Below are 18494 nucleotides of genomic sequence, written 5' to 3' on the forward strand. Positions count from 1 at the left end.
CTCGGCGGCCCACTGACTGCGCGTACGCAATACTTCGCGAAGGCCGCCCGAGGGGCGGCCTTCGGTGTTTCCGCGGACTTCCGCGCCGGGCCGTTCCTCCCACTCGACTGACGATGGAAGAGGAACGATGCGACTCGACCGGCTCCTGCACGACAACCGCCCGTTCGCCCTGCTCCGCCGCCGCACTCCCGGCCGCGATCACGACGTGGTCGAACTCCTGCTCGGCCCGGTGACCACGTACGACCGGCTCGCCGACATCCCCGACGAGGGCCTCGCCCTGATCCCCTACCGCCAGATCCGCGAGCGCGGCTTCGACGTCCGCGACGACGGCACCCCGCTCGCGGTGCTCACTCCCGAGGAGAGGTACGAGCTTCCGCTGGCGGAGGCGCTGGCCCAGCTTCCCGCGCATGACGTGCGGGTCGAGGGCGGTGGCTTCGATGTGGAGGACGAGGAGTACGCGGACATCGTCGGGCGGGTGCTGCGGGAGGAGATCGGGCGGGGCGAGGGGGCGAACTTCGTCATCCGGCGGACGTACGAGGGTGAGATCCCCGGGTTCGGACGTGCCGACGCCCTCGCCCTGTTCCGGCGGCTGCTGGTCGGGGAGCGGGGCGCCTACTGGACGTTCGTCGTGCACACCGGGGAACGGACGCTCGTCGGCGCCAGTCCCGAAGTGCACGTCCGGATGTCCGGCGGGACCGTGGTCATGAACCCGATCAGCGGGACCTACCGTTATCCGGCCGAGGGGCCCACTCCCGAGCATCTGCTCGGTTTCCTCGCCGACGGCAAGGAGATCGAGGAACTGTCGATGGTCGTCGACGAGGAACTCAAGATGATGTGCACCGTCGGCGACATGGGCGGGGTCGTGATCGGGCCGCGGCTGAAGGAGATGGCATATCTCGCGCACACGGAGTACGAGTTGCGGGGGCGGTCCTCGCTGGATGTGCGGGAGGTGCTGAAGGAGACCATGTTCGCCGCGACGGTCACCGGGTCGCCGGTGCAGAACGCCTGCCGGGTGATCGAACGGCACGAGGTCGGTGGTCGCGGCTACTACGCGGGGGCGTTGGCGCTGGTCGGGCGAGATTCGGGCGGCGGGCCGGAAGGATCTGCGGGCGCCCAGACCCTCGACTCGCCGATCCTCATCCGGACCGCCGACATCGCGCCGGACGGACGGCTGCGGGTGCCGGTCGGCGCCACCCTCGTCCGTGGCTCGGACCCGGCGGGCGAGGTCGCCGAGACCCACGCCAAGGCGGCCGGGGTGCTGGCGGCGCTGGGAGTCGTGCCGGGGAGGGCCCCGGAGGCGGGGGTACGGCCGCGGCTCGCGGACGATCCGCGGGTGCGGGCGGCGCTGGACGGGCGGCGGGCCTCGCTGGCGCCGTTCTGGCTGCGGATGCGGGAAGCCACCCAAGAGGGAGCGGAGCCGGCCGGGCACGCGCTGGTCGTCGACGCCGAGGACACGTTCACGGCGATGCTCGCGCACGTCCTGCGGTCGGCGGGCCTGGAGGTGACCGTGCGGCGCTACGACGAACCGGGGCTGCGGGAGGCCGTCGCACGGCACGAGGGACCGTTGGTTCTCGGGCCCGGCCCCGGTGACCCGGGCGACCTGACCGACCCGAAGATGCGGTTCCTGCGCGAACTGACGGCCGAGGTCCTCCGCGACCACCGGCACGGCGTCCTCGGTGTCTGTCTCGGGAACGAGCTGATCGCGGCGGAGCTGGGGCTGGAGATCGTACGGAAGGAAGTGCCCTACCAGGGCGCGCAGACGGAGATCGATCTGTTCGGGCGGGCGGAGACCGTCGGCTTCTACAACAGCTTCGTGGCGCACTGCGACGACGAGGCGAGCAGGGAGCTGGCGGCGCATGAGATCGAGGTCAGCCGGAGCCCGAGCGGGGAGGTGCATGCGCTGCGGGGGCCCGGGTTCGCGTCGGTGCAGTTCCACCCGGAGTCGGTACTGACGCTTAACGGGGCGGTTGTCGTACGGGAGTTGATGGGGCGGCTGCGGGGTGCGGGCACCCCTGGGTGAGGCGGGTGGGCGCCCGGGCTCATCCCTGGGCGCCCCCGCGCGCGGTCAGCCGAAGAAGACGCCGGCCTCCTCGTACAGCCTCGGGTCGACCGTCTTGAGTTTCGCCGTGGCCTCCGCGATCGGGACGCGGACGATGTCCGTGCCGCGCAGGGCGACCATCTTGCCGAAGTCGCCGTCGCGGACCGCGTCGATGGCGTGCAGGCCGAAGCGGGTGGCGAGCCAGCGGTCGAAGGCGCTGGGGGTGCCGCCGCGCTGGATGTGGCCGAGCACCGTGGTGCGCGCCTCCTTGCCGGTCCGCTTCTCGATCTCCTTGGCCAGCCACTCGCCGACGCCGGACAGGCGCACATGCCCGAAGGAGTCGAGGGACTGGTCCTTCAGCACCATGTCACCGTCCTTGGGCATGGCGCCCTCCGCGACGACCACGATCGGGGCGTACGAGGCCCTGAAACGCGAGGTCACCCAGGCGCACACCTGCTCGGTGTCGAAGCGCTGTTCGGGGATGAGGATGACGTTGGCGCCGCCCGCCAGGCCGGAGTGGAGCGCGATCCAGCCGGCGTGGCGGCCCATCACCTCACAGACGAGGACGCGCATGTGCGACTCGGCGGTGGTGTGCAGGCGGTCGATCGCCTCCGTCGCGATGCCGACCGCGGTGTCGAAGCCGAAGGTGTAGTCGGTGGCGGACAGGTCGTTGTCGATCGTCTTCGGTACGGCGACGACCGGCACCCCGTACTCGTCGGTGAGGCGGGCCGCGACTCCGAGGGTGTCCTCGCCGCCGATCGCGATGAGCGCGTCGATCTCCTGCGCGGCGAGGTTCTCCCGGATGCGGGCGATGCCGTTCTCCTGCTTCAGCGGATTGGTGCGCGAGGAACCGAGGATGGTGCCGCCGCGCGGAAGGATGCCGCGCACGGCGGGGATGTCGAGGCGCACGCAGACGCCCTCCAGCGGACCTCGCCAGCCGTCCCGGAAGCCGACGAAGTCGTACTCGTACTCCTGTACGCCCTTGCGGACGATGGCCCGGATGACGGCGTTGAGCCCGGGGCAGTCGCCGCCTCCGGTCAGTACTCCGACGCGCATGGAAAGTCCCTTCGCCGCGGATACCCGATGCCTGCCGAAGGTCACGCTAATCGTGATGCAGGTCACTTCGGGATATGCGGGAAGAGCAATTCCCGTGAATTGTTCAGGAGTTGATCTCGGGGCGCCTCGGGGTACCCCGAGGTGCGAGGTACCGTGCGCCCTACTCGTCGTCGTCCAGGCCGCGCTGTATCGCGTACCGCACGAGTTCCACCCGGTTGTGCAGCTGCAGCTTGCCGAGGGTGTTCTGGACGTGGTTCTGGACCGTGCGGTGGGAGATCACCAGGCGTTCGGCGATCTGCTTGTAGCTGAGGCCCTTGGCCACCAGCCGCAGCACCTCCGTCTCGCGGTCGGTGAGCTGTGGGGCCTTGGGCTCGCCGGCGCCCGCGGCCGGCGCCGGTTCGGAGGCCAGACGGCGGTACTCACCGAGGACCAGACCGGCCAGGCCCGGGGTGAACACCGGGTCGCCGACCGCCGTACGGCGCACCGCGTCGAGGAGTTCCTCGGTCGAGGCCGACTTGAGCAGATAGCCGGTCGCGCCCGACTTCACCGCTTCCAGTACGTCGGCGTGCTCGCCGCTCGCCGAGAGGACCAGGACGCGCAGGGCGGGGTTGGATCCGACCAGTTCCTTGCAGACCTGGACGCCGGGTTTGGCGGGCAGGTTCAGGTCGAGCACGAGGACGTCCGGCGCCACGGCCCGGGCACGGCGCACGGCCTGCTCGCCGTCGCCCGCCGTGGCGACCACGTCCAGCCCGGCCTCGGCCAGATCGCGGGCGACCGCGTCGCGCCACATGGGGTGGTCGTCCACCACCATCACCCGGATCGGGCCCTGGCCCACTTCCCCGTTGCCGTTGCCACTCATGCCCTTGTCCTCGTTCGCGGTGTCCGTCATCGCCGCTCCGCCTTCCCCCGCGCCGGTCTGGTGTCCTTCGGTACCGTCAGTTCGACCTCCGTGCCCTGCCCCGGCACCGAGATCAGGTCGGCGTCGCCGCCGAGGTCGCGCAGCCGGCCGCGGATCGACTGGGCCACGCCGAGCCGCCCCTCGCCCTCGGCCTGCGCGAGCCGCCCCTCCGGGATGCCCGGCCCGTCGTCGCGCACGGTCACCACGACGGAGTCCGGCTCGTCCTCGACCAGGATCCAGGCCCGGGCCCCCTCTCCGGCATGCCTTCGTACGTTGTCCAGGGCGGCGCCGACCGCGGCGGCCAGCTCCTTCGCGGCGGCCCGGGCGAGCGGGACGGGGGCGCCGGGCTCGGAAAGGGTGATCGTCGAGGTGGCGTACGGGACAAGCAGGGTGCGCAGGTCCACCGGGTCCGGCGCATCCAGCTCGGACTCCCCCGCCGGGTGTACGGCGGTGCCCTGCGCCCCGTACTCCGCGTGCTCCGGCGCCCGTGACTCCGGTACGAGGCTTCCGGAGACCAGAGCGCGCAGCGCGACCTCCTGCTCTCCGGCCATCCGGCCCAGCTCCGCCGCCTCGCCGCCGAGCACGGCACCGCGCCGCTGCACCATCGCCAGTACCTGGAGGACGCTGTCGTGGATGTCCCGGGCCAGCCGTTCCCGTTCCCGGGTCGCGGCCTCGATCTCCAGGGCCCGGGCGAGGGTGCGCTCGGAGGCGCGGGCGACCTCGACGACGTACCCGATGGCGATGGAGGCGACCCACACCAGGATCACGTTGTGGACGGTGTCGCGGGCCGGGGTGCCGCGCTCGACCAGGTTCACTACGGCGACCAGCGTCGAGGCGAAGGCCGCCCAGCGCCAGCCGCCCTTGATCGCGAAGGCCAGGACGGATCCCGCGGTCCATATCGACGGCAGGGTCGGGCCGCCCGACTGGATGCGTTCGTGGGTGTCGGCGAGGGGCGTGAGGAGGATGCCCGTGAGGGCGATGGTGAGGTCGGCGGCGAGAAAGCGCTTGGTGCAGCTGGCCGCGTTCGCGACCCAGGGCAGGCTGGCCAGGGTCCAGACGAACAGGACGCAGTAGTAGGCGACGGCGACCCAGGGACGCTGGAACCCGTCGTAGGCGGTGGCGAAGAACCCCACCGCGTACAGCATGGTGAGCACCCGGTAGCCGGCCAGCGCACGCCAGAGCGGCTGCTCGACCGACATCCGCATGACCTTCGGACGCCCGCCCTTCTCGCGCCCGGATTTCTCCCGCCCGGACTTCCCGCGTACGGGCTTCTCACGTACGGCCATGTCCCCCACCACCCCCGAAACCCACCCCGTGATGCTGCTACTTCGCGCCCGGCCGTTCCTTCTCCCGCGCCTTCTGAGCCTGCTTCTCCGCTTGTTTCTCGGCCTTCGCCGCGTCCGCGATCTGGCGCTTGGCGGCCGAGGCGTAGATGTCCACGTACTCCTGGCCGGAGAGTTTCATGATTTCGTACATGACCTCGTCGGTCACGGCGCGGAGCACGAAGCGGTCGTGTTCCATGCCGTGGTACCGGCTGAAGTCGAGCGGCTTGCCTATGCGGATGCCCGGGCGCATCAGCTTGGGCATCACCTTGCCCGGCGGCTGGATCTTCTCGGTGTCGATCATCGCGACCGGGACGACCGGCGCCCCGGTGGCGAGCGCCACGCGCGCGAGGCCGCCGGGCTTGCCCCGGTAGAGGCGGCCGTCGGGCGATCGTGTGCCCTCCGGATAGATACCGAACAGCTCACCGCGCTCGATGACGTCGACACCGCTCCTGATCGCGGCCTCGCCCGCACCGCGCGCCCCGGAACGGTCCACCGGGAGCTGGCCGACACCCTTGAAGAAGGCGGCGGTCATCCGGCCCTTGAGGCCGGGCGTCGTGAAGTACTCGGCCTTCGCGATGAAGGTGACCTTGCGGTCGAGGACCGCGGGAAGGAAGAACGAGTCGGAGAAGGACAGATGGTTGCTCGCCAGGATCGCCGGTCCGTCGGCCGGAACGTTCTCCAGGCCTTCCACCCAGGGTCTGAAGGCGACCTTCAGTGGTACCCCGACGGAAACCTTCATCGCGCCGTACAACAACCGAGTGCCTCCTGTGTCTGTGGATCAGACCTTAACCCGCAGCACCGTCAAAGAACCCGACGGCCCTGGTCGGTGTCAGTGCGGTCGCGTACGGTGAAGTACGCCTCGAAGCCTCGGTGCTTCCTCGCGTGATCACCCGCCCCAGTCACCCACCCCATGAACAGGAGACCGATGGTGCCGGTCCTTCCTGGAGCCGAGCCGTACCGCCATGAGGGCGGGGAGGTCGGAGTCCTCCTCTGTCACGGTTTCACCGGTTCCCCTCAGTCGCTGCGCCCCTGGGCGGAGTTCCTCGCCGAGCGCGGGATGACCGTTTCACTGCCGCTGCTGCCCGGGCACGGCACGCGCTGGGAGGACATGCAGCTCACCGGCTGGCAGGACTGGTACGCGGAGGTCGACCGCGAGCTGCGCGCCCTGCTGGAGCGCTGCACCCAGGTGTTCGTCTTCGGTCTGTCGATGGGCGGCGCGCTGACGCTTCGGCTCGCCGCGCAGTACGGCGACCGGATCAGCGGCATCGTGGTCGTCAACCCGGCGAACAAGGTGCACGGACTTGCCGCGTACGCCCTTCCGGTGGTGCGTCATCTCGTGCCCTCGGTGCCCGGCATCGTGAGCGACATAAAGAAGGAGGGCGTCGCGGAGGTCGGTTACCCCAGGGTTCCGCTGCACGCGGCGCACTCGATGCGGACGTTCTACCGCCTGGTCGACGCCGAGCTGCCGCAGGTCACCCAGCCGATGCTGCTGCTGCACAGCCGGGCCGACCATGTGGTGCCGCCGGCCGACTCGGCCCGGGTGCTGAGCCGGGTCTCGTCCACGGACGTGACGGAGACCGTGCTGGAACAGAGCTACCACGTCGCGACGTTGGACAATGATGCGGACCGGATCTTCGAGGAGAGCCACGCGTTCGTCCTCCGGCTCGCACCCGCGGCCGGCGAGGAGTCCAAGGAGTCGAACGACTCGGTGGGGCCGGGTGCCGGCGATGTGCGGGTGCCTCGCGAGAACCGGCAGGGAGACCAAGTGGGGCAGCAGGAAGGGACGGCCACGGGTGGCTGAGCACGACTCCGGCCGCGAGCCGGAGGAGAAGGGCGTGCCCTTCGACGAGGCGGCGGCGTGGGCCGCGATCGTGGACGCGTACGGCGACGAGCCGCCGGACCCGCCCGGTGCCAAGCCGTTCAAGTCCGTCGAGGATCTGGCACTGCTGGAGTCGGACACGAACGACGACGCCGGCGACGCCGGCGAGCCCGACCCGAAGGGCAACGCCGACAAGGTGGCCAAGGGCGACGAGCAGCCCGTGAAGCCACTGGGCAGCTCCGTCGCCTTCGCCCCGGGCGTCGGCGGCAGCGGCCCGCGCGACTACTCGGCGCCCGGCGCGTCGGAGGACGACTTCGACGATGACGACGAGGGTCACTTCGTGCCGCCGGAGCCGCCGCCGCTGCCGGCCGCCGACACGACCGCCCGGTTCGCCTGGCTGGCGGTGCTCGGCGGTCCGCTCCTGCTGCTGCTCGCCGTCCTGCTGGGCTGGGACATGACCTGGTGGCTGACGACGCTGGGCATCGGCGGGTTCCTCGGCGGGTTCGCGACGCTGGTGATGCGGATGAAGGGCGACGAGGACGACGAGGAGGATCCGGGGCGGGGAGCGGTGGTCTGACCTGCCGTTGTCCCGCTCCGGGGACTCTCCAGGACGTCGGGGACGCGGGGATCGTGAGGACGGGCAGGACCGGAAGATGGTCCGTGGCCGCCCTCAGGCGATCCACTCGACGTCGCACTCCGCCCGGCGGGCCGGGCTCAGGATGCCGGTACGCGCAGTGCCGCCAGCACGGGCAAGTGATCTGTCGCCGCCCGCAGGTCCGGCTCCCGCACCCCCGGGTGCCCCACCGGCACCCCGCAGCCGAGGACCTCGATACCGGGCGTAACCAGGATCGCGTCGATCCGCTGGTGCGGGTCGGTGGGCGTCGAGGTGTACTCCGCTCCCCAGGGGGCCGCGGCCCAGCAGTCCTGGAGGCCGGTGGCCAGGCGCTGGAAGCTGCGGCCGGCGGGGCGCTCGTTGAGGTCGCCGCCCGCGACCGCGTGCGGTACGTCCAGCGCGGCGAGCCGGTCGAGGAGCAGGCCTGACTGCTCGTACCGCTCGTCCCTGTGGAGGCTGAGGTGACAGCTCAGTACGCCGAGCCGGGCGTCCCCGAAGCGGACGACCGCGGTGGCGAAGCCTCGGCGGTGCCGGCCGGGGGTGAGCGGGAGGAGGACGTCCTCGGTGCGTTCGACGGTCGTGCGGAGGGAGCAGAGGAGGGCGGGACCGGCGGCGGTGGCGCCGCCGGAGAGGAGTACCTGGCCGGAGGCTGCTGCGAGGTGGGCGAGTTTCCTGCGCCAGCGGAAGAAGCGGGGGGCTTCCTGGATGAGGACCAGGTCGGGGGCGCAGGCGGTGATGACCCGGGCGAGGGCGGTGGTGTCGTCGCGCATCGAGCGGATGTTGTAGCTGAGGACTCGGATGACGGCGGAACCGTCGGGGTCTGTACGGGGGTTGGGGAGCGGGGGGTTCGTCGCCATGGAGGTCAAGATACGGAGGCGGGGTGAGGGGATGCCGGGAACTCGCCGTGAGGGCTGGGGTTGTTGGCCGTGCGAGTCCGCCAAGCTTCGAGCCGACAACTGCCCACCAGGGGCGCAGGATACGCACTGCCCGCCCAGGGCCCAGCGAGCCTGACGGCCGCAGTGGCTTGTCGAGCCCGCGCGGAGCCGGATGGTGCAGCCGATCAAGGCGTCGGAATCCGCAGGCCGGGGGCGGTGACTCGGCCGGACTGGGCGTTCGACTCGCCCCAGCAGGGCGCCTCGCGGACTGTCGGCCCGTCCGAATTCGTCAGGGCCTCGTACCGGAACACGCAGCGCTTGATCCCCTGCACCACGACGCGGGACACGACCCGGAGCCGCTCGATGACACGGCCCCGCGCCTCTGTCGGGCGCACTGTCCTGCCCCGCGTGAAAATGCCCGCCGTTCCTCTCCCCGAGGTACGGCGGGCACGTTGCTGTCAGCGGTGTCTCACATGATCGGGTCGGGTTCCCGGGCCAGGTCCGCCGCGCCCACCATGCCTGCCTTGTTGCCCAGTTGGGCGGCGATGACGTCGGCGACCGGGCGCCAGTTGCCGCCCACCAGCCAGCGCTTGTAGGACCTGCGGATGGGGTCGAGGACCAGTTCGCCCTCGTCCGAGAGGCCGCCGCCGACGATGAACGCGGAGGGGTCGAAGAGAGAGGCCAGGTCGGCGAGGCCCGAGCCGGCCCAGCGGGCCAGTTCGCGGTACGAGTCGACGGCGACGGCGTCGCCCTGTCTCGCGGCCATCGAGATGTGCTTGCCCTCGATGCCCTCGGGGGTGCCGTCGCCGAGGGAGAGGAGCAGCTCGGCGTTCTCGGGGGTGGCGTTCGCGCGCTGTTTCGCGTACCGGACGAGGGCGCGCCCCGACGCGTACTGCTCCCAGCAGCCCTGGCTGCCGCAGCCGCACAGCAGCCCGTCCGGGACCACGCGGATGTGGCCGAACTCGGCGGCCACGCCGAAGTGGCCGCGGCGCAGCTTGTTGCCGATGATGATGCCGCCGCCGAGGCCGGTGCCCAGGGTGATGCAGATGACGTTGCGGTGGCCCTTGCCGGCGCCGAACTTGTACTCGCCCCATGCCGCCGCGTTGGCGTCGTTCTCGACGACGACCGGCAGGCCGACGCGGGTCTCGACCTTGTCCTTCAGCGGTTCCTCGCGCCAGTCGATGTTGGGCGCGAAGTAGACCGTGGATCGCTGACGGTTCACGTATCCGGCCGCGCCGATGCCGACGCCCACGATCTCGTGCCCGGCGCGCGCGCCCTCGACGGCGGCGGCGATGGCGTCCACGATGCCCTCGGGTGTGCCCGGGGTCGGCACCTTGTGGGTCGAGAGGATGTTGCCTTCCTCGTCGACCACGCCGGCCGCGATCTTCGTGCCGCCGATATCGACGCCGATGGTGAGTCCCATGAATCCCTCAGTTTCGGTCGAGCCCCGCTACGGCCAACCGTACCCGAGGCCCTGTCGCCGGGTGCCCTTCGTCCGCACGGTGGGCAGGCCCGGTGGGCCCTCCCGGGGGAGCCCGGCACGAGGGTCTCCAACGTGTACTCGACTGGGGACCTGGGGGATGTCAGTCCAGGTCGATGCGTTCGCCGGAGCCGGTGCCCTCGCCCCCGGGGTCGCGGCGGTCGGCCTCCCGGGTCGTCCAGCGGCGTTCCTGGGACTCGACGGCCGAGCGGTAGGCGGCGAGCAGTTCGTTGCCCGCGGCCGCCAGGTGGTCGAAGACGTCCGGGTTGCGTTCGATCACCGGTTCGACGGCGGCCTTGGCCTGCTGGACGACCTGCTGCACCATCTGCTGGGCGGTGCCCTGGGCGACCGCGCCGAGCAGTGGTGACTGGAGGGACGACAGCTTGTCCGAGACGGCGTCGACGAGCTTTCGCAGTTCCTCGGCGGCGGAGCCGGGCGGCGGGCCGTACCGGCCCCGGCGGCGCGCCTTCTCCGCTTCGAGGTCCTCGGCGCAGGCCTTCGCCCACGCGTCGGCGTCGGAGGCGGGCGTCTCGTACGGTGCCTCGTCGGCCGCGTCCCCGCGAGCGTCGTCGGACGTGGGGCGCTCTTCGCTCATGGCGGGCTCCTGACTACGGTTCGTCTCTCCGACGGTACCCGAATGGACGTACGCGGTTCATCGTGTCTGCGGCCACAGATCCGGGTCCGGCGCGAAACGGATCCTCAGCTCCCCGTCGCGCAGGGCGGCGCCGGCCACCGTGCAGCGGCGCAGGGCCGAGGGCAGCGGAACGATACGGCGGAACGGGCCGACAGTGACGACGAGTTCGTCGCCGCGCCGGACCAGGTCGAGCTCGTCGCGTATCGCGCCGGGCAGCGGGATGTGCCAGAGGAGCACCCCGTCGTCGGCGAGGTGATCGGTGACGGGCCACTCGATGGGGGCGGGGGTCCGGTTGACGGCGGGTGCGCGGAGGGCGGCGAGATCGTCGGTGCCGCGCGGGTCGTGTCCGAGGTGCGGGACCTGGTGGAGGGCGTGCGTCTCCTGCCACTCGTCGAGGGCCTTGCGCTGCTGGGCCGTGACGGAGGCCAGCCAGGGGTCGGTGGAGGGTTCCGGCAGGACGCGGTTGGCGATCAGCACGTCCGCGCGCAGGCCGCGCAGGGCGAGTCCGGTGGTGGCGGCTCGTACGGCGTCGGTGCCGGCCGGGCCGGGTTCGGCCACCACTCGTACGACGGTGTCCTGGTCCTCGACGACGGCGGTGACGGCGGCCAGTTCCACGTCCCAGCGGGCGGCGGCCTCGTACAGCCACTCCGCGGGCATCGGGACACCGGCGAGGCGGCCGAGTACGGGGCGCAGAGCGCGGGCGGCCTGGCGTTCGGCTGGAAGGAGGCGGCGCAGATAACGGCGGAGTTCGTCGGGGAGGGCGAGGAGGGCGAGCGCCTGCGGGGTGGGCGGGAGGTCGACGACCAGGAGGTCGTACGCGTCGGAGAGCGCGGCGTCGCGCAGGGCGCGCAGAAGGGCGAGTTCCTCGGCGCCGGGGAGGGGTGTGAGTTCCTCGGGGTCGAGACGGGAGGCACCGAGGAGGCCGAGGACGTTCGCGGCGCGGTCCTGGAAGGCGGTGAGGTCGGCGCGGAATCGCTGGGCGGCGTCGGGGCGCCAGGCGGTGAGGTGGGGGGCGCCCTCCACGTGGGTGGGGGCCGGACCGGTGGGGGTGCCGAGGGCGGCGCCGAGGGTGTCGGCGCGGTCGGTGCTGAGCACGAGGGTGCGGGTGCCGTCGCGCGCCGCGGTCAGTGCGGTGGCCGCGGCGAGGGTGGTGCGGCCCGAGCCGCCTGGGCCGGTGAGGAGGATGGTGCGCATGGGGGTGAACGGTACCGGTCTGGCGCCGGGGCCCCTGGGGGTTGCGCCCCAGGGGCCCCGCTACGGCCCTGAACGGGCCTCGTCGAGGAGCGGGCTACCTGGGTTCCTCCACGCGCTTCTTCAGCCCGGCCAGCGCCCGGTCGATGATGACCTTCTCCGCCTTGCGCTTGATCATCCCGAGCATCGGGATCTTGACGTCCACCGTCAGCTGGTACGTGACCTCGGTCACGCCGCCGCCTGCCGCCTTCAGGATGTAGGAGCCGTCCAGCGCCCGCAGCATCTGCGACTTGACCAGCGTCCACGACACCTCGTGCTCACCGGTCCAGGTGTAACCGAGGGTCTGGTCGTCCTTGATCGCGCCGGCGTCCATGACCAGACGGACCTGCTCGGCGCGGCCCTCGGCGTCGGTCTTCAGGACCTCCGCCTCCTTCACCTCGCCGGTCCAGTCCGGGTAACGGGCGAAGTCGGCGATCACCGCCATCACCTCGTTCGGTGCCGCCTCGATCGTGATGCTCGAACTGGTGAATTCCGCCATCGCCGTGGTCCTCCAGATGCGGTCCGGTGAGGGAGGGTTGGTGCGCACGTATGTGCAGCGTGAAGGCTACCCCGCGCCGGGCAGACCGTTGCCACCCGGACCCGGGGTCACCATTCGAGCACCCACGGCTTCCCGCTCCCCGCGAAGTGCCCCACGTTCACGCACTCCGTCCCGCCGATCCGCATCCGCCGGACCAGCGGCTGGTGGACGTGGCCGAACAGGGCGTACCGAGGACGCGTACGGCGGATCGCGTCCAGCAGCGCACGGCTGCCGCGTTCGAAGCGGCGCGCGACCGTGTCGTACACCAGTTCCGGGACCTCCGGCGGAATGTGCGTGCACAGCACGTCGACCTCGCCGAGCGCCTCGATCTTCGCCGCGTACTCCTCGTCGCCGATCTCGTACGGCGTGCGCATCGGGGTGCGGAGCCCCCCGCCGACGAAGCCGAAGACCCGGCCCCCGATCTCCACCCGCTCCCCGTCCAGGACGTGGGTGCCCGGGCCGGCGTACTCCGGCCACAGGGCCGGGATGTCGACGTTGCCGTAGGTGGCGTACGTCGGTGCCGGGAACGCGGCGAACAGTTCGGCGTACTGCCTGCGCACCGCTTTCTCGATGGCCACCGCCCGGTCCATGCCGATGCCCGCCCACAGCCGGGCCCCGAACTCGCGTGCCTCCTCGAAGCGGCGGGCCGTGCGCAACGCCACGAGGCGGCCGGCGTTCTCGGCGCCGAAGAGGTCGGGGAAGATGCCGCGCGAGTGGTCGGCGTAGTCGAGGAAGAGCACCAGGTCGCCCAGGCAGATCAGGGCGTCCGCGCCCGCACCGGCTCCGGCCAGGTCCCGCACGTTGCCGTGCACGTCGCTGACCACATGAATGCGCGTCCTCTTCTCATGTGGGTTGCCCCGCGGTGTGGGTGCCATGGCGATCAAGGGTAGGCGTGTGCGGCATGCGTGAACAGGACAGGGGGGGTCGCCGAAGGTTACTGGTCAGTCAAGAAAACCGTGCACTACTGTGCGTAAAAGACACCAACCCGTGTGACGCCGCGAACATCTCGCCCGACCCCCCTGTCGTAGTGGCCATACCGACGGGTAACGTCCGGGCAGTCCAGTCGTGCTCAGGATTTCAACTACGAGATCCGTGAGTACTTGCCCGAGCCATGGACCGCACCGTCGCATCGCACAACGTCGTGGCGCCGGCGCCCTGTGAGGAGCAGCAGTCTTGCGCGAGTTCAGCCTTCCGGCTTTGTACGAGGTCCCCGCGGACGGAAATCTGACCGACATCATCCGCCGAAACGCCGTGCAGCATCCGGATGTCGCCGTCATCGCCCGCAAGGTGGGCGGCGCCTGGCAGGACGTGACGGCCACGGCCTTCCTCGCCGAGGTGCACGCAGCCGCGAAGGGCCTCATCGCCTCCGGGGTCACCCCGGGCGACCGGGTCGCCCTGATGTCCCGTACACGGTACGAGTGGACACTGTTCGACTTCGCGATCTGGTGCGCCGGTGCGGTGACCGTGCCCGTGTACGAGACCAGCTCCGCCGAGCAGGTGCAGTGGATCCTCAGCGACTCGGGGGCCACCGCGATCATCGTGGAGCTGGACGGCCACGCCGCCTCCGTCGAGTCGGTGCGCGACCACCTGCCCGAGCTGAAGCACGTCTGGCAGATCGACGCCGGCGCGGTGGAGGAGCTGGGGCGGGCCGGCAAGGACGTCGACGACGCGACCGTCGAGCAGCGCAGTTCGCAGGTGAAGGCCGACGATCCGGCGACCATCGTGTACACGAGCGGTACGACCGGCCGGCCCAAGGGGTGTGTCCTCACGCACCGCAGCTTCTTCGCCGAGTGCGGCAACGTCGTCGAGCGGCTGCGGCCCCTGTTCCGCACCGGCGAGTGCTCGGTCCTCCTCTTCCTGCCACTCGCGCACGTCTTCGGACGGCTCGTGCAGATCGCGCCGATGATGGCGCCGATCAAGCTGGGCACTGTCCCGGACATCACGAACCTCACCGACGAACTGGCCTCGTTCCGGCCGACGTTGATCCTCGGTGTGCCGCGGGTCTTCGAGAAGGTCTACAACTCGGCGCGGGCCAAGGCGCAGGCGGACGGCAAGGGCAAGATCTTCGACAAGGCCGCCGACACGGCGATCGCGTACAGCCGGGCGCTGGACGAGCCGTCCGGCCCGTCGGTCGGCCTGAAGATCAAGCACAGGGTCTTCGACCGGGTGGTCTACAGCAAGCTGCGGAACGTCCTCGGCGGCAAGGGCGAGTTCGCCATCTCCGGCGGCGCCCCGCTCGGTGAGCGGCTCGGGCACTTCTTCCGCGGGATCGGCTTCACGGTGCTGGAGGGCTACGGCCTCACCGAGTCCTGTGCCGCCACCGCGTTCAATCCCTGGGACCGGCAGAAGATCGGCACGGTCGGCCAGCCGCTGCCCGGTTCGGTCGTGCGCATCGCCGACGACGGCGAGGTGCTGCTGCACGGCGAGCACCTGTTCAAGGAGTACTGGAACAACCCCGGCGCGACCGAGGAGGCACTGGCCGACGGCTGGTTCCACACCGGTGACATCGGCACCCTCGACGAGGACGGGTACCTCCGGATCACCGGCCGCAAGAAGGAGATCATCGTCACCGCGGGCGGCAAGAACGTCGCCCCGGCCGTGATCGAGGACCGTATCCGCGCACATGCGCTGGTCGGGGAGTGCATGGTGGTGGGCGACGGGCGGCCGTTCGTGAGCGCGCTGGTCACCATCGACGAGGAGTTCCTGGGCCGTTGGGCCGACGAGCACGGCAAGCCGGCCGGTTCCACCGCGGCGTCGCTCGCCCATGACCCGGATCTGCTCGCGGCGATCCAGGGCGCGGTCGACGACGGCAACGCCGCGGTGTCGAAGGCGGAATCGGTGCGGAAGTTCCGCATTCTGGCCTCCCAGTTCACCGAGGAGTCGGGCCACCTGACGCCGTCCCTGAAGCTCAAGCGCAATGTGGTGGCGAAGGACTACGCGGACGAGATCGAGGCGATCTACCAGAGTTAGTACCGGACTGGGTCAGTACCCGACCTGGTTCCGGAGTCGGCTCATGGCGCGGTGTCCTCGGCGAGGACCCGCGCCATCGTCCGTTCCGCGAGCGCGGTGATCGTCACGAACGGGTTCACCCCGATCGAGCCGGGCACCAGTGAGCCGTCGGTGATGTACAGCTTCGAGTACCCCTTCACGCGCCCGTAGTTGTCGGTCGCCTTCCCCAACACGCAGCCGCCCAGCGGGTGGTAGGTGAAGTCGTCGGCGAACACCTTGTTGCCGGAGCCGAACAGGTCGTACCGGTAGATGGTGGAGTTGGCCGCGTTGATCCGGTCGAACAGCTTCTTGGCCATGGCGACGGACACCGCGCTCTGGGCGGCGCTCCAGCCGAGCCGCGCCGAGTCGGTCGCCGCGTCGTAGGTGAACGACGCCCGTTCCGGGTTCTTGGTGATCGCCAGGTAGAGACTCACCCAGTGCTCCAGCCCCGTGGGCAGCGGGGCGATTTCGGCGAAGACGGGGTTGGCCGTGTTGGCCCAGTCGTCGATGCCCATCACCGGCATCGTCGACTGGTTCGCCCCGACCGTGTCCCACAGGTGGTTGGCGCGCCCGAGCATCACGTTGCCGTTGGTCCCCCATCCGGCCCCGACGCTCGCGTCGAGAGCGGGCAGCGTGCCCGTCTCCCGGGCCCGTACGAGGAGTTCGGTGGTCCCGATGCTGCCGCCGCCGAGGAACAGATAGGTGCACCCGTACTGCTTGGTCTGGACGACCGCGCCCGTGTCGTCGATCCGGTCGGCGGTCAGGACGTACGTCCCGTCGGCGGCCCGGGTGATCGCCCTGACCCGTTCCATGGTGGTGATGGTGACGTTGCCGGTGCCGAGGGCCGAGGCGAGGTACGTCTTGTCGAGGCTGCGCTTGCCGTGGTTGTTGCCGTAGATGACCTCCTGTCCGAGCGCCGACCTGGTCGCCGTGCCGGCCGCCTCGCGCCGCATGTAGTCGAAGTCGTAGACGCTCGGCACGAAGGTGGTTCTCAGGCCGGTGTTCTCGGCGTGCTTGCGGGAGATCCGGGAGAAGCGGTACCACTCCGTGGACTCGAACCAGGCGGGGTCGACGTTGTTGACGCCGAGCATGGTGCGGGCCCGCGGGAAGTAGGTGGCGTACATCTCCGTGGCGTTGACGCCGGGGAACTGCTCGGCGAAGTACGACTGGAGCGGGGTGACGGCCATGCTGCCGTTGACCAGCGAACCGCCGCCGACCCCGCGGCCGAGGAACACGGACATGTTGTTGTAGTGCACGCGGTCCAGGACGCCGGGGTAGGGGCTGATGTCCTTGTTGACGACGTCCAGCCACAGGAAGCTGGCCAGCGGCGCCTCGGTGCGGTTCTTGAACCACATGGAGCGCTTGTCGGGAGCGGCGGTGGAGCAGAAGATCTTGCCGTCGGGGCCCGCCGTGTTCCAGAGGCGGCCCATCTCGATGACGAGGGTGCGGATGCCGGCCTGGCCGAGGCGGAGGGCGGCGACGGCACCGCCGTACCCGGAGCCGATGACGATCGCGGGGGCGGATTCGACGGCGGCGGGTTCGACGGCCCGGGCGGACTGGAGGCCTACCCGGGTGAAGCCGAGGGCGGCGGCCGTCTGGAAGGCGGCCATGCCCAGTATTTGACGTCTCGTCAGCTGATGCTGCATCAACTGACGGTGTATCAGCTTTTCTGTCATGAGCGCAGCATCGGCGGAATTTCGGGTTCCGCCTAGTAGGTGCGTACCTATCCGTGCCCGGGAGATCCAGGCGCGCGGACTCCCGCTGTCACAGCAGTGTCTTCAGCCCCTCCGCGAGCAGGTCCCAGCGCCACTTCTCCTCGACCCATGCCCGCCCCCGCTCCCCCATCCGGGCGCGCAGTTCGGCGTCGCCGAGCAGGACGGTGATCCGGTCGGCGGCCTCCTCCACCGAGGCGCCGCGCACCACCCAGCCCGTCTCGCCGTCCAGGACGGCGTCGGGCGCACCCCCCGAGTCACCGGCGACCACCGGCAGCCCCGTCGCGGACGCCTCCAGGTAGACGATCCCGAGCCCCTCGACGTCCAGCCCGCCCCGACGCGTCCGGCACGGCATCGCGAAGACGTCACCGGCGCCGTAGTGGGCGGGCAGCTCGGCCCAGGGCACCGGCCCGGTGAAGCGGACCGAGTCGGCGACGCCGGTCTCGTGCGCGAGCTTGCGCAGTTCCCGCGCGTAGGGTCCGCCGCCGACGATCAGCAGCACCGTCTCCGGCTCGACCGCGAGAATGCGGGGCATCGCCAGGATCAGCGTGTCCTGCCCCTTGCGCGGGACCAGCCGTGAGACGCACACGACGACGGGCCGGTCGGCGAGCCCGAGCCGGGCGCGGACCGCGTCGCCCCCCGAACCCGGGTGGAAGGTCTTCTCGTCGACCCCGGGCGGCAGTTGGACCATCCGGCGGGCCGCCTGCGGGGTCAGCGCGACGGCGATCCGCGACCGTGTGTACTCGCCGAGGTAGGTGATCGTGTCCGTCGACTCGCCGATCCTGCGCAGCAGTTGACGCGCCGCCGGCAGCTGCGCCCACCCGGCCTCGTGACCGTGGGTCGTCGCCACCAGCCGTTCGGCACCCGCCTTGCGCAGGGCCGGCGCCATCAGCCCGAGCGGCGCCGCCGCCCCGAACCACACCGACGTGCACCCGTGTTCACGCAGCAGCCCGACGGCCCGCCCGGTGACCGCCGGTGTCGGCAGCAGCATCGTCGTCCGGTCCCGTACGACGGTGAAGGGCTGCTCGGCGTCGAAGGCCACGGTGGCCCGGGCACCCTCCGGCCCCCGCTTCCAGGTGGAGGCGTAGACGACGAGCCGGTCGGGGTCGAGCCGCAGCGCCATGTTGTGCAGGAAGGCCTGGATACCGCCCGGACGGGGCGGGAAGTCGTTCGTCACGATCAGGGTCTTGTGCACGCCGCCGACCCTACCGAACCGTCTCCCACTCCCTCCCAGAACCCTCACAGGTGTCCGGCCCTGTTTGATGGCATTCGCACAGCCGCTCGGGAG

The 18494-nt window shown here is 70.9% G+C and carries 17 protein-coding genes; 4 read left to right on the forward strand and 13 right to left on the reverse strand.

The features are described 5' to 3' along the window. Nucleotides 1-127 precede the first annotated feature (127 nt). Nucleotides 128-2020 carry an anthranilate synthase family protein gene (locus RB628_RS16005; protein ID WP_318321095.1) on the forward strand — a complete coding sequence of 631 codons (1893 nt, stop codon included), beginning with the start codon at nucleotides 128-130 and terminating at the stop codon, nucleotides 2018-2020. A gap of 45 nt (nucleotides 2021-2065) precedes the next feature. Here the strand turns inward: RB628_RS16005 and RB628_RS16010 are convergent, their stop codons facing one another. The 4 genes from RB628_RS16010 to RB628_RS16025 form a co-directional block, all read right to left on the reverse strand. Beyond that, a complete protein-coding gene (locus RB628_RS16010) occupies nucleotides 2066-3094 on the reverse strand; it encodes a 6-phosphofructokinase (RefSeq protein WP_318321096.1) in 1029 nt (342 codons plus the stop codon). A 160-nt stretch (nucleotides 3095-3254) separates the two neighbouring features. After that, on the reverse strand, nucleotides 3255-3905 hold the full coding sequence (locus tag RB628_RS16015; RefSeq protein WP_412180666.1) for a response regulator: 651 nt from the start codon (nucleotides 3903-3905) through the stop codon (nucleotides 3255-3257). Nucleotides 3906-3979: 74 nt separating this feature from the next. After that, nucleotides 3980-5197 (reverse strand): MacS family sensor histidine kinase, encoded by a 1218-nt coding sequence (gene macS / locus RB628_RS16020; protein ID WP_318321141.1) that lies wholly within the window; start codon nucleotides 5195-5197, stop codon nucleotides 3980-3982. A 118-nt stretch (nucleotides 5198-5315) separates the two neighbouring features. Then, complete coding sequence (locus RB628_RS16025; protein ID WP_318321097.1) at nucleotides 5316-6071, reverse strand: lysophospholipid acyltransferase family protein; 756 nt, start codon at nucleotides 6069-6071, stop codon at nucleotides 5316-5318. Between the two features lie 174 nt (nucleotides 6072-6245). Here RB628_RS16025 and RB628_RS16030 point away from each other — a divergent pair, with 174 nt between their 5' ends. Both RB628_RS16030 and RB628_RS16035 read left to right on the forward strand, forming a co-directional pair. Beyond that, nucleotides 6246-7118 carry an alpha/beta hydrolase gene (locus RB628_RS16030; RefSeq protein ID WP_318321142.1) on the forward strand — a complete coding sequence of 291 codons (873 nt, stop codon included), beginning with the start codon at nucleotides 6246-6248 and terminating at the stop codon, nucleotides 7116-7118. After that, nucleotides 7111-7713: a hypothetical protein gene (locus RB628_RS16035; protein WP_318321098.1), complete on the forward strand. Its 603-nt coding sequence runs from the start codon at nucleotides 7111-7113 to the stop codon at nucleotides 7711-7713. The genes RB628_RS16030 and RB628_RS16035 overlap by 8 nt, the downstream gene beginning before the upstream one ends. Before the next feature lie 137 nt (nucleotides 7714-7850). Here RB628_RS16035 and RB628_RS16040 read toward each other — a convergent pair whose 3' ends face one another. From RB628_RS16040 to RB628_RS16070, 7 genes are all read right to left on the reverse strand, one after another. Further along, nucleotides 7851-8606: an endonuclease/exonuclease/phosphatase family protein gene (locus tag RB628_RS16040; protein WP_318321099.1), complete on the reverse strand. Its 756-nt coding sequence runs from the start codon at nucleotides 8604-8606 to the stop codon at nucleotides 7851-7853. A gap of 203 nt (nucleotides 8607-8809) precedes the next feature. Continuing rightward, nucleotides 8810-9019 (reverse strand): hypothetical protein, encoded by a 210-nt coding sequence (locus RB628_RS16045; RefSeq protein ID WP_318321100.1) that lies wholly within the window; start codon nucleotides 9017-9019, stop codon nucleotides 8810-8812. A 74-nt stretch (nucleotides 9020-9093) separates the two neighbouring features. Beyond that, complete coding sequence (locus tag RB628_RS16050; RefSeq protein WP_318321101.1) at nucleotides 9094-10047, reverse strand: ROK family glucokinase; 954 nt, start codon at nucleotides 10045-10047, stop codon at nucleotides 9094-9096. Between the two features lie 160 nt (nucleotides 10048-10207). After that, the gene (locus RB628_RS16055) at nucleotides 10208-10699 is read right to left on the reverse strand and encodes a DUF5304 domain-containing protein (protein ID WP_318321102.1); all 492 of its coding nucleotides are present in this window, start codon (nucleotides 10697-10699) and stop codon (nucleotides 10208-10210) included. 57 nt (nucleotides 10700-10756) lie between these two features. Beyond that, entirely contained in the window at nucleotides 10757-11932 is a 1176-nt protein-coding gene (locus RB628_RS16060) for an ArsA family ATPase (protein ID WP_318321103.1), read from the reverse strand. Nucleotides 11933-12026: 94 nt separating this feature from the next. Continuing rightward, the gene (locus RB628_RS16065; RefSeq protein ID WP_318321104.1) at nucleotides 12027-12467 is read right to left on the reverse strand and encodes an SRPBCC family protein; all 441 of its coding nucleotides are present in this window, start codon (nucleotides 12465-12467) and stop codon (nucleotides 12027-12029) included. A gap of 107 nt (nucleotides 12468-12574) precedes the next feature. Next, complete coding sequence (locus RB628_RS16070; RefSeq protein ID WP_318321105.1) at nucleotides 12575-13381, reverse strand: metallophosphoesterase family protein; 807 nt, start codon at nucleotides 13379-13381, stop codon at nucleotides 12575-12577. A 298-nt stretch (nucleotides 13382-13679) separates the two neighbouring features. On the opposite strand from RB628_RS16070, the gene RB628_RS16075 reads away from it, so the two are divergent. Then, nucleotides 13680-15476 (forward strand): AMP-dependent synthetase/ligase, encoded by a 1797-nt coding sequence (locus RB628_RS16075; RefSeq protein ID WP_318321106.1) that lies wholly within the window; start codon nucleotides 13680-13682, stop codon nucleotides 15474-15476. A 41-nt stretch (nucleotides 15477-15517) separates the two neighbouring features. On the opposite strand, the gene RB628_RS16080 is transcribed toward RB628_RS16075, so the two are convergent. Together RB628_RS16080 and RB628_RS16085 are read right to left on the reverse strand one after the other, a co-directional pair. Further along, a complete protein-coding gene (locus RB628_RS16080) occupies nucleotides 15518-17104 on the reverse strand; it encodes a GMC oxidoreductase (RefSeq protein ID WP_318321143.1) in 1587 nt (528 codons plus the stop codon). A 154-nt stretch (nucleotides 17105-17258) separates the two neighbouring features. Beyond that, on the reverse strand, nucleotides 17259-18401 hold the full coding sequence (locus RB628_RS16085) for a glycosyltransferase family 4 protein (RefSeq protein WP_318321107.1): 1143 nt from the start codon (nucleotides 18399-18401) through the stop codon (nucleotides 17259-17261). Between the last annotated feature and the right edge of the window lie 93 nt (nucleotides 18402-18494).

The sequence above is a fragment of the Streptomyces sp. ADMS genome, from assembly GCF_033441795.1.
Taxonomy (GTDB): domain Bacteria; phylum Actinomycetota; class Actinomycetes; order Streptomycetales; family Streptomycetaceae; genus Streptomyces.